This window comes from Streptacidiphilus monticola, assembly GCF_042658505.1.
GTDB lineage: Bacteria > Actinomycetota > Actinomycetes > Streptomycetales > Streptomycetaceae > Streptacidiphilus > Streptacidiphilus monticola.
In genome coordinates this window covers 1-8,785 of record NZ_JBHSQJ010000018.1, presented here as the reverse complement: position 1 = coordinate 8,785, position 8,785 = coordinate 1, and the positions used below count along the sequence as shown (strand labels likewise).

Sequence of the window (8,785 nt, the reverse complement as noted above, 5' to 3'; positions counted from 1 at the left end):
CACGCCGGTGTTGCGACGATCAGTTGAATCCGCCTTGCGCGCCGTGGTCGGTGTGGAACACCGCCCCGTCCAGGCTGCCGCGGACCTGGGCTGCCATCCGCAGTGCGTCGGCGACCAGGCTGGTGCGCATGTGATCGGCGATGGACCAGCCCACGACCTTGCGGCTGAAACAGTCCAGCACGGTGGCCAGGTAGAGGAACTCCCCACCGGCCAACGGCAGATACGTGATGTCGCCCATGTATTTGCGTCCCGGCTCCGGGGCGGTGAAGTCCCGCTGGAACAGGTCCGGGACGACCGTCGCAGCGGGGTCCGGGACGGTGGTGCGGACTCGTCTGCGCAGGCGGACGCCGACGATGGAGTGGGTCCGCATGACCCGGGCGACCCGCTTGTGGTTGACCGGTGTTCCGCTCTCGCGCAGCTCGGCGGTCACCCGCGGCGAGCCGTAGGTCCCGCCGGAATCAGCATGGATCCGGCGGATCCGTTCGGCCAGCAGCTGGTCCTCGCGTCGGCGGACGGTTCTGGTGTCGGCCCCGCGCAGCCACTTGTAGTAGCTGGACCGGTTGACGTCCAGGACCTGGCACAGCCGCTTCACCTCGTAGGTGTCCCGGTGGTCGTAGACGAACTGGAAGCGGCTCACCAGTTCGTCTCCCCGGCGAAATACTTGGCCGCCTTGCGCAGGATGTCCCGCTCGGTGGCCAGCTTCCGCTCGCTGGCCTCGAGTTCGGCCACCCGGGCCTCCAACTGCCGGATCCGCTCGTCCGGGTCAGCCGACGGGGCCGGCTCACTGGCCCGGACCGGAGCCTGACCACCCGCTCGAGCGGCAGGGGCGATTCCTCGGCGTTGCCGGTCCCGCAGGACCCACTCGCGCAGGGTGGCCCGGTTGATGCCCAGGTCAGCGGCGATGTCCTTGTAGGTCGCCCCGGGCGTGGACTCGTACAGGGCCACGGCATCGGCCCTGAACTCGTCCGAGTAGTCCTTCATCGCCATCGGCGGTGTCTCGCTTCCTCCGGATCAAGCAGATCCAGTATCAGCGTGTCCACCACTCAGGGCGAAGGCCCGAGGCCGCGGTCAGGCATGACGAATGCGGCGTCTCTCGACTGTTCGCTGCATGGACGACCGCTGAGGCATGAGCCCGGGTCTGCATCTGCGCCAGAAAGGCCAGCAGCATGTCCTCCTGCATCGGCTGGGCGTCAGAGTCTCGTAGGTGTGCTGACACGCTGACACATGCCTCAAGCCCCATTGCCTGGTAGTCGTTGAGCCAGATCGCCGGGATGCTGTCGGTGATCGTCACGCCCGTGACGGCGTATCGGTCGGCCTCGAAGGCATCGGCCAGGGCGATGGCCATACCCGCAAGGTCGAACTGGGGCTCGTAGGTGGCCGCGTCGTTGTCCAGGAGAACTGGCCCCGTGCCGGCGTCGACTTCACGCAGCCCCCAATCCCCGGCCAGGTCGATCCACTCGCAGGACTTGTCCCTCAGCACGGCGGCGGTATCCCCTTCGGCGTGGGCGACGGCTCCTGCCGCCAACGTGCGCGCCGAGAGCCCCAGCCGCTGGGCGGCGTATCCGAGGACAGCAGCTGCCCAGCACACGTCCCGCCAGTCCACTCGGTCCAATACAACCGCCGACAACGCATCGTAGGCGTAGCGCACCAGATCACCCTCTCCGGTGCGGATCGCGCGCAAGGCAGCACGTCGGGCAAACAAGATCAGCGTGTAGAAGTCCTGTTGGCGCAGCCGCGCCCTCGTCCTTCTGCGCCGATACGCCGGCAGCGACCGATAGCGTTCGACGAAATGAGCCACCGGCAGGTCCGCTGCTGCGTCCACCCAGCACCAGAGCCGGCTCTCGCCAGGCTCGTACCGCACGTCCTGCAGAGGCGAAGCGCGGCGGCGTCGATGGTGAAGCTCCATCTCCCGCTGCTGAGCAGCAGCCAACTCGGCACCGAGCAGGACCGGTTCATCGAAGTCCACGTCTGTGAGGCTACTGCTCACAGAGCGAGCAACTGTCCGTACGCGCGAACTCGACGATCGCGGTGCTGGCGTGCGGCGTCGCGGCGACCAGCGCGAGAGGGGCCGATGCGGCGGCATTCATCCGGGAGGAGAGCCCTTGGGGCTTCAGCGGGGGGAGGCGGCGAGGGTGTTGACATACGTCTGGCCGTGCACGTAGTAGCCCTTTACGGCCTTGTTGACCTGACTGAGAGTCAGGACCTTTCCAGCCTGGTAGTAGAACCAGTTGACCTGCATGTTCCACGTACGCTTGCCGGCGAAGGGAAGGTCGATGAGCCAGGTGCTGAAGGCGACGTCCACCGGCCCGTGCAAGGAGTAGGACGCGTCGTTACTGAACAGCTTCTTGCCGTCCAGAAGGTAGTCGGTCCGCCCATCGTGCACGGTGATCATCACGGTGTGCCACCCATGTAGGCGCTGGTACGTCGGATGGTAGACGCGGTCGCCCTGCTTGGAGCTGTGCCAACTCGTGGTGTCGAGTTCGGGCCGGATAGAGCCCCAGCCGCCGTTAGGCATGTACTCGTAGTCGAGTTCGCTGTACTGCCGGGTCTCGTTCGGCGAGGAGATCGCGTAGAACGATTCGTTGATGTGGTCACCGTTCTTGCCGACGGCCGGGCCGTCGGTGAAGTAGATGCGCGCGGCGTAGGTTCCGTCGTAGAAGGTCGGCTCGGTGCTTTCGAGCTCGGTCTGGTGGGTGCCGGCCTTGGTGCCGTCGCTCGTGACTTGAAGCTGCATCACCTGGCCACCTTGGGCGGACTGCACCTTGGGGAAGCTGAGGCCAGCGTTCGACCAGGTGTCCTTGATGCCTGGTCCCCCGGGGTAGGTGCGGGCGCTCCAGCCGTGGGCCTTGAGCGATGCGTCGTTGCGGTCGCCGTAGTGGAAGCCGTCGAAGAGGACGCCGAACGGTGCCAGCGAGGGGCCCGCTGGCGTTGGGGAGGCGGCCGGCTGCGCGGAGGCGTCCGTGCGGGACGCCCCGACGGACGTGGTTGCCGGGTGGAGCCAGTGGTAGAGCGGAACCAGCCCGGCGCCGCCCAGTGCTACCAGTACCACGAAGACCAGCAGATCGAAGACCCTCCGGCTGCAGCTCTTGGGTTGGCTGCCTGGAGGCGTCACGGGAAACTCCTAGTCGCACAAGAAGTAAAATGGCATGGACACGATCAAACTCCTCAGGAGGCGAATCCCGACCGCGCAGGGCGCGATCCTAAACCACGTAGTACCGTCCCGGGAAAGGCCCACAATTCTGCGCCTATGCCCCAATTCGCCAACCCTTGCCCACCCTTCGGCACACCAGCCGTTCTTCGTTCGCCGATCCTTCAAGCCTTCGCCATGGCAAATCACCCGGGGGCAATCTGCAAAGATTGTGTGTGGCATATGATCACACCGCGTGGCGCGCGAGCCCCATCGGGCTGGTCGGGCTCCCGTGCAGTGCGGCATGCCGTCACACACCATCAACTGGTCAGTAAGGGCCCGGGTTTCCGGCCGAGGAGGAGGAACGTTGTCGACCACGGCAACTCGGCGGGCGCAGACCCAGCGTTCCGGCGGCTCGCGCAGTCGTCATCGCCGTCGTCGGGCCGGCCTCGATCGCGAAGGCGCGGCTCCACTCGTCGACACCGTGGCCCTGGTCCCCGCGCGCAACGAGGAGATCGGCGTCCTCACCGCGCTCCACTCCCTGGCCAGGCAGAGCGTTCGGCCCGACGTGATCGTCGTGGTCGTGAACAACTCAACGGACCGAACCCTGCAGTTCGCTCAGGAGTTCGCCGCCCAGCCGGGCTCTCCTGAAACGGTGGTGCTGAACCTGCCGGACAACCCGCACAAGAAGGCCGGCGCGCTCAATCACGGTCTGCGCTGGCTGCAGGAGGCCGTGCAAGGCAGACTCAGCAACGCCGTTCAGCACGTCCTGGTGATGGATGCTGACACCGAGCTGCACCCGAAGTTCATCGAGCGCGCGCGAAACGTCATCGCGTCCGACCCGGAGCTCGGCGGCGTCAGTGCAGCGTGCCTGGGACGCACCAACCTGTGGCAGAGCCCGTGGCAGCGCTTCCTGCTGGGCATGCAGATCATCGAGTACGGCCGGGCCGCCAACGCCCGGTACCGGACCAATGTGCACACCATGTCCGGTGCCGGCTCCTTCTATCGTGCGGAGGCCCTGCAGAGCCTGATCGACTGGCGGGGCGAGGTCTTCTGGGAGGACCACAGCAACCTCGTGGAAGACTACGAGACCACTCTGGCCCTCAAGGAATCCGGCTGGAAGGTCACCGCCAACCAGTTCTGCATTGCCTACACCGACCTCATGCCGACGCTGCGAGAACTCATCCAGCAGCGTGAGCGTTGGACTCGCGGCACGGTGGACACCCTGCGCAGGCGTGGGGTCACCCGGTTCACCTGGCACTCGATCGCCACGGTGGTGATGGCGGTCGTCGGTGGAGCCTACGTGCTGGGCTTTGGAGCAGAACAGGTCGCCGAGCGGCTCCGTCACGGTTTTGTCGCGTCACCGATCTTCGTAGCGCTCATAGCGTTCTGGATCATCTACCCGGCCCTTCGAGTCGTGAAGCTGGGCTGGAAGGCCATGCTCGTCGAGGCGCTGCTCCTTCCGGAGCTGGTCTACACGGTGGTGAGGACCTACTGGATGCTCTCGTCCTTGGTGAAGTCGTATGTGACACGTGTGTCGTCCTGGAAATGAAGCGGGAAAGTCAGTGAATCCCATCAGAGGAGCAGGGGTTGTTCTCTCCCTCGCACTCGTCGCGGTCCTCCTCACCGGTGTCGCAAATCCCTCGGAACTCCTGCTTGGCCTCAGCATTCTTCTCATCGTCGTCTCGCTGATCACCTACGTGGCATCCGTCCGTCGCCGTCGCCGTGACCGCCGCGCCGCAGGGACCTGAGAGGACGTTAAGTCCCATTCTTGACGGTTCGGGATCGCTCGATCGTGGGACTCCAGCCGATGTCGGCGGGCCGCTGGCGGCGTCGATGGTGTCCTGTCGTGCATGGAACGACGCGCGTATCCGAGCGACCTGACGGATGCTCAATGGGCGCTGATAGAGCCGATGATCAGCTCTCCGGGGCCACCACGGGCGCGACTGCGGAGCGAAGGGCATGTTGTCGCACAGATTGGCGAGCCAGCGGATGCATGCCACATAATCCTCGTCGGCCCACACGGGCAGGGCCTTGCGCCGGCCTGCCATGGCGCGGATCTCCAGCAGGGCCATGTGCCGGAGGAATGCACCGGCAACCCAGTCCGGAGTCTCCTTGGCGCGCCGCATCATCTGACCTCCGTCCTGCCGCCCTCGCGCTCGGCTGGGCTGAGGCTACCGAAAGGGCATCCGCACACCCGCTTTGAGGAGGATGTGACTGGATTCTGGCGCTAGGGCACGTATTCGGTCGTGATCAATGAGTTCGGGTGAGGTCCTTGACCCAGATCATCGCGCCACGGAGGTGGAGGCCGGCGAGGTAGCTTTCCGGGGTCTTGTCGTACCGGGTGCCAATGCCCCGCCAGGCCTTCAACTTGTTGATCAGGCGCTCGACGGTGTTGCGTTCGTTGTAGAGCTCGGCGTCGTGTCCCACGGGCCGACCGCCCGCGCTGCCCTTCTTCTTTCGGTTGGCGGCCTGGTCCCTCTTCTCCGGGATGACCGCTTTGATGTGCCGTTTGCGCAGGTAGGCGCGGTTGCCGCGGGACGAATAGGCCTTGTCCCCGGCGACCGCGTCGGGCCGCGTGCGCGGGCGGCCGACCGGCCCGCGGACCCGTATCTTCGTCAGCGCGGGGATGAACTGCGGGCTGTCCGCGGCCTGCCCCTCGGTCAGAACGAGCACCAGCGGGCGGCACCTGCGCTCGCCGGCAACGTGGACCTTGCTGGTCTGACCGCCCCTGGAGCGCCCGAGCAGGGCAGCCTTCAGGCGGAGCTTGCGCCGGCGTCGGACACGTCGCCGCTCGTCCCGCTTGGGGACGTCTTCGGCGCTCTGCCCGTCTTGTCCCTCCGAGCTGCCCCCTTTTGCCGGGCCTTCTCCGCCTCCTCGGCGGCCTTCTCGAGGTCGGCGAGCGTGTCGGGGTCCAGGTGCATCCCAGCGGCATCGTGGTGGGCCCGAACGGTCGTGGAGTCCACGCTGACCAGCGACAAGTCCACCTCACCCCGCTTGGCTGCCTCCGCAATCGCACCCTCCAGCAGGGCCTCGAACACCCCGGCGTCCCTCCACTGCCGGAAGCGGTTGTGGACCGTCGACCAGGCCCCGAACTCGCCCGGCACCTCCCGCCACTGGCCGCCAGGGCGGTGTCGTTCAGGGGATCTGTCCGGTTTGATCACGTGATCCCGAGGGTAGCCAGCGGTCGGGTGGCGTCTCGGCCGTGCTTGCGCAGGCCGGCGGCGATGTTGTCGCAGCCGGTGAGACGGAGGGCGCCGATGGCCAGGTTGCGCAGTGCCGCCATGGCCCGGGGCGAGGTCCCGGTCCGCACGCGCGAGGCGTCCTCGGCGAAGGTGGTGTCGCGCACGTGGTGGATCTTGTTCTCGATGCCCCAGTGTTCGCGTACACGGTGCGCGATCTCGGGAGCATCGGCCTGCTCCGCTGTCAGGTCGGTAACTGCGTAGACACGTTCCAGGGTGACCTTGCCGGCGGCGACGATCCGGCGACGCCGCACGATCTGCACGGCCTGGGCGGCGTGGGGGAAGTCGAGGCCACGGGTGACGGTGGCGGTCTTGACGCGGCGGATCTCGTCACGGCCGTGCTCTGTGGCGCGGGTCCTGCCCAGCAGCGGAACGTCCCGCCAGGGCAGCCGCTTCAGGTGCCGGTGCAGCAGCGGTTGGTTTCCCTTGATCACGGCGATGTAGTGGGCTTTCTTCTCCTCCACCAGAAAGCGGGCGTGGGCGGTCTGGGAGTGCAGGGCGTCGAAGGTGACCACGGTGTCGGCCAGGTCGAGCTCGGCGAGCATCGGCCGGAAGACGGTGATTTCGTTCGTCTTGGAGTCAACCTCGCGCTGGGCGGTGACCAGGCCGGTTCCGGTCATCGCGGCCAGCAGGTGGACCTGGGTTCCGTCGGTGCGGCGGGCACCACGGATGGTCTTGCCGTCCACGGCCAGGGAACGTCGGGGCTGCTCGAGCGGGTCCTGATCGGATGGCGGGCGGTCGCGGTCGCGGGCGGCGAGCCAGGAGCTGATCGCTGTGTCGAGCGCGTCGCCGTCGATGCATTGCAGGACCCGGCGCACGGTGTCCTCGGCGGGGGCGGTCGGGCCGCTTGGTTCACGGTTCGGTCCGCCGAGGGCGGTGAGCACGGTGGCCGGTGCGTCCGCTGCCCACTCTGCGATCGCGGTCAGAGAACTCGCGCCGGCCAGGACCGCGCAGGCGGCCAGGGCGAGGACAAAGGTGAGGGGATGGCGAGTGCCCTTGGCCCGGCGCGGATCAGGCACCGTGGCAAGACAGTCCAGCAGGCTGGAGTGTTCTTCGGCGGCGGAAAGCCGGGCAACAGCGAGCTGGCCCAGACCGGCGGGGATGGGCGATGCTGAGCGGCCAGGCACGGTGTTCCGTTGCGGTGATCAGGGACTCGACACCTCATGATCACCCGGAGACCGTGCCTGCCTCCGTTCCGGCCCAACCCTGGGACAGCGCAGCCGGCTCGGGCACATGAGCTGTCATCAAGTCGGCAGACCGACTGAACGACGCTGCCCCGGCTTCGAAACCCCTACTGGCCGACCGTAAAGATCACGTGGCTTCCTGCGTCCGCTGCCTGCCGGAAGAAGACGACCAGGTCAGTGAAGTTCGCCCAGGTGTAGGCGAAGTCCTCGTCGCCGAAGTTCGGCCCGTAGTCTTCGACGTCGATGCGGTCGTAGCCTGCTTTCAGTGCCTCGCGGTCGACATCGGCCATGGCGTCGGCGACATCGCGAACCCGATCCGCAGTGAGCAGGCTGACGATGTAATCGTCACCTTCATGAAGCTGTACGCCGCCCAGGATCACAGCGTTCAGCGGGTAGAAGCCGTTGGCGTAGCCAAGGTAACCGTCGGTCAGGCTGCGATGGATGGCGTCCCACGCCTTGTCGGTGTCACAGTGGCCAACACCGATGCCCTCTTCCTCAATCCCCTCGACGAGCGCAGCAACCTCATCGTCGTCGGCAGCCGCGAGCAGGCGATCGGCGGTCTCCGCATCGATGGCGAAGTGGACTCCCAGGCTCATAAGGCACACCGTACAGGGGCAGCAAACCCCTCACCTCCAGCTGATCGCAGTCGGCCGCGCACGTCTGTCGGGCCGCGGGCCGCTCAGCGACAGCCAGGAACTCATGCCACATGGCCAGGCCGGATGTCCTTGTGGACGTTCACATCCTCGCGCCCCTCGGCCTCACATGATCACAAAACGGACAGACACGCTGAACGACGCCGCCCTGCACTGGCCGCCCGTCCGAAACCGCCAGATCACGCCCTCGAACTGCCGGCGCAGCCGCTCGGGGTAGGGGCCGTACTCACCGATCGGCAGGTACGGCTCGATGAACTCCCACTCGGCGTCCGTCAGTTGCACTCGCGTCACACAACACGATCTACCGGACCAGGGCCCACCACGAGGGCAGAACCTGCAAATTGATCACAACCAGATACGCGCCCTAGCTGCGATTCCCCCCGGCTGGGGTTTGCCGGCTTGGAGCCCCCTGACTCCCTGTCAGTCCCCGTGCCTCACCGCGTGATCTGGCACGACTGTGGCACGCGGGCACGACCACGGCAGATTCAATCCCGGCGGCGCTTGTGCCCGGGCCACTGCTTCCGGATCATGGGCACGTGGATGACCGGCCAGAGGGCAGCCTGACGACGAGCTACACCA

6 protein-coding genes and 3 pseudogenes are annotated in these 8,785 nt (G+C 66.7%); 1 reads left to right on the top strand and 8 read right to left on the bottom strand.

The annotated features are described in order from the left end of the window. Positions 1-34 precede the first annotated feature (34 nt). The 3 genes and pseudogenes from ACFP3V_RS05775 to ACFP3V_RS05765 form a co-directional block, all read right to left on the bottom strand. A pseudogene (locus ACFP3V_RS05775) lies at positions 35-987 on the bottom strand (IS3 family transposase); the annotation flags it as partial. A gap of 40 nt (positions 988-1,027) precedes the next feature. Next, a complete protein-coding gene (locus ACFP3V_RS05770) occupies positions 1,028-1,966 on the bottom strand; it encodes a hypothetical protein (protein ID WP_380580422.1) in 939 nt (312 codons plus the stop codon). A 144-nt stretch (positions 1,967-2,110) separates the two neighbouring features. Next, positions 2,111-3,049 (bottom strand): glycoside hydrolase family 16 protein, encoded by a 939-nt coding sequence (locus tag ACFP3V_RS05765; RefSeq protein WP_380580420.1) that lies wholly within the window; start codon positions 3,047-3,049, stop codon positions 2,111-2,113. Between the two features lie 445 nt (positions 3,050-3,494). Between ACFP3V_RS05765 and ACFP3V_RS05760 the strand changes: the two genes are divergently transcribed. After that, positions 3,495-4,679 carry a glycosyltransferase family 2 protein gene (locus tag ACFP3V_RS05760; protein ID WP_380580418.1) on the top strand — a complete coding sequence of 395 codons (1,185 nt, stop codon included), beginning with the start codon at positions 3,495-3,497 and terminating at the stop codon, positions 4,677-4,679. A 10-nt stretch (positions 4,680-4,689) separates the two neighbouring features. Here the strand turns inward: ACFP3V_RS05760 and ACFP3V_RS05755 are convergent, their stop codons facing one another. From ACFP3V_RS05755 to ACFP3V_RS05735, 5 genes and pseudogenes are all read right to left on the bottom strand, one after another. Continuing rightward, positions 4,690-5,259 (bottom strand): hypothetical protein, encoded by a 570-nt coding sequence (locus tag ACFP3V_RS05755; RefSeq protein WP_380580416.1) that lies wholly within the window; start codon positions 5,257-5,259, stop codon positions 4,690-4,692. 121 nt (positions 5,260-5,380) lie between these two features. After that, positions 5,381-6,264: pseudogene (locus ACFP3V_RS05750) on the bottom strand (IS5 family transposase); the annotation flags it as partial. A gap of 23 nt (positions 6,265-6,287) precedes the next feature. Beyond that, on the bottom strand, positions 6,288-7,496 hold the full coding sequence (locus ACFP3V_RS05745) for an ISAs1 family transposase (protein ID WP_380580414.1): 1,209 nt from the start codon (positions 7,494-7,496) through the stop codon (positions 6,288-6,290). A gap of 164 nt (positions 7,497-7,660) precedes the next feature. After that, entirely contained in the window at positions 7,661-8,149 is a 489-nt protein-coding gene (locus tag ACFP3V_RS05740) for a YfbM family protein (protein WP_380580412.1), read from the bottom strand. A gap of 204 nt (positions 8,150-8,353) precedes the next feature. Next, positions 8,354-8,497, bottom strand: a pseudogene (locus ACFP3V_RS05735) (transposase); the annotation flags it as partial. Positions 8,498-8,785: the final 288 nt, after the last annotated feature.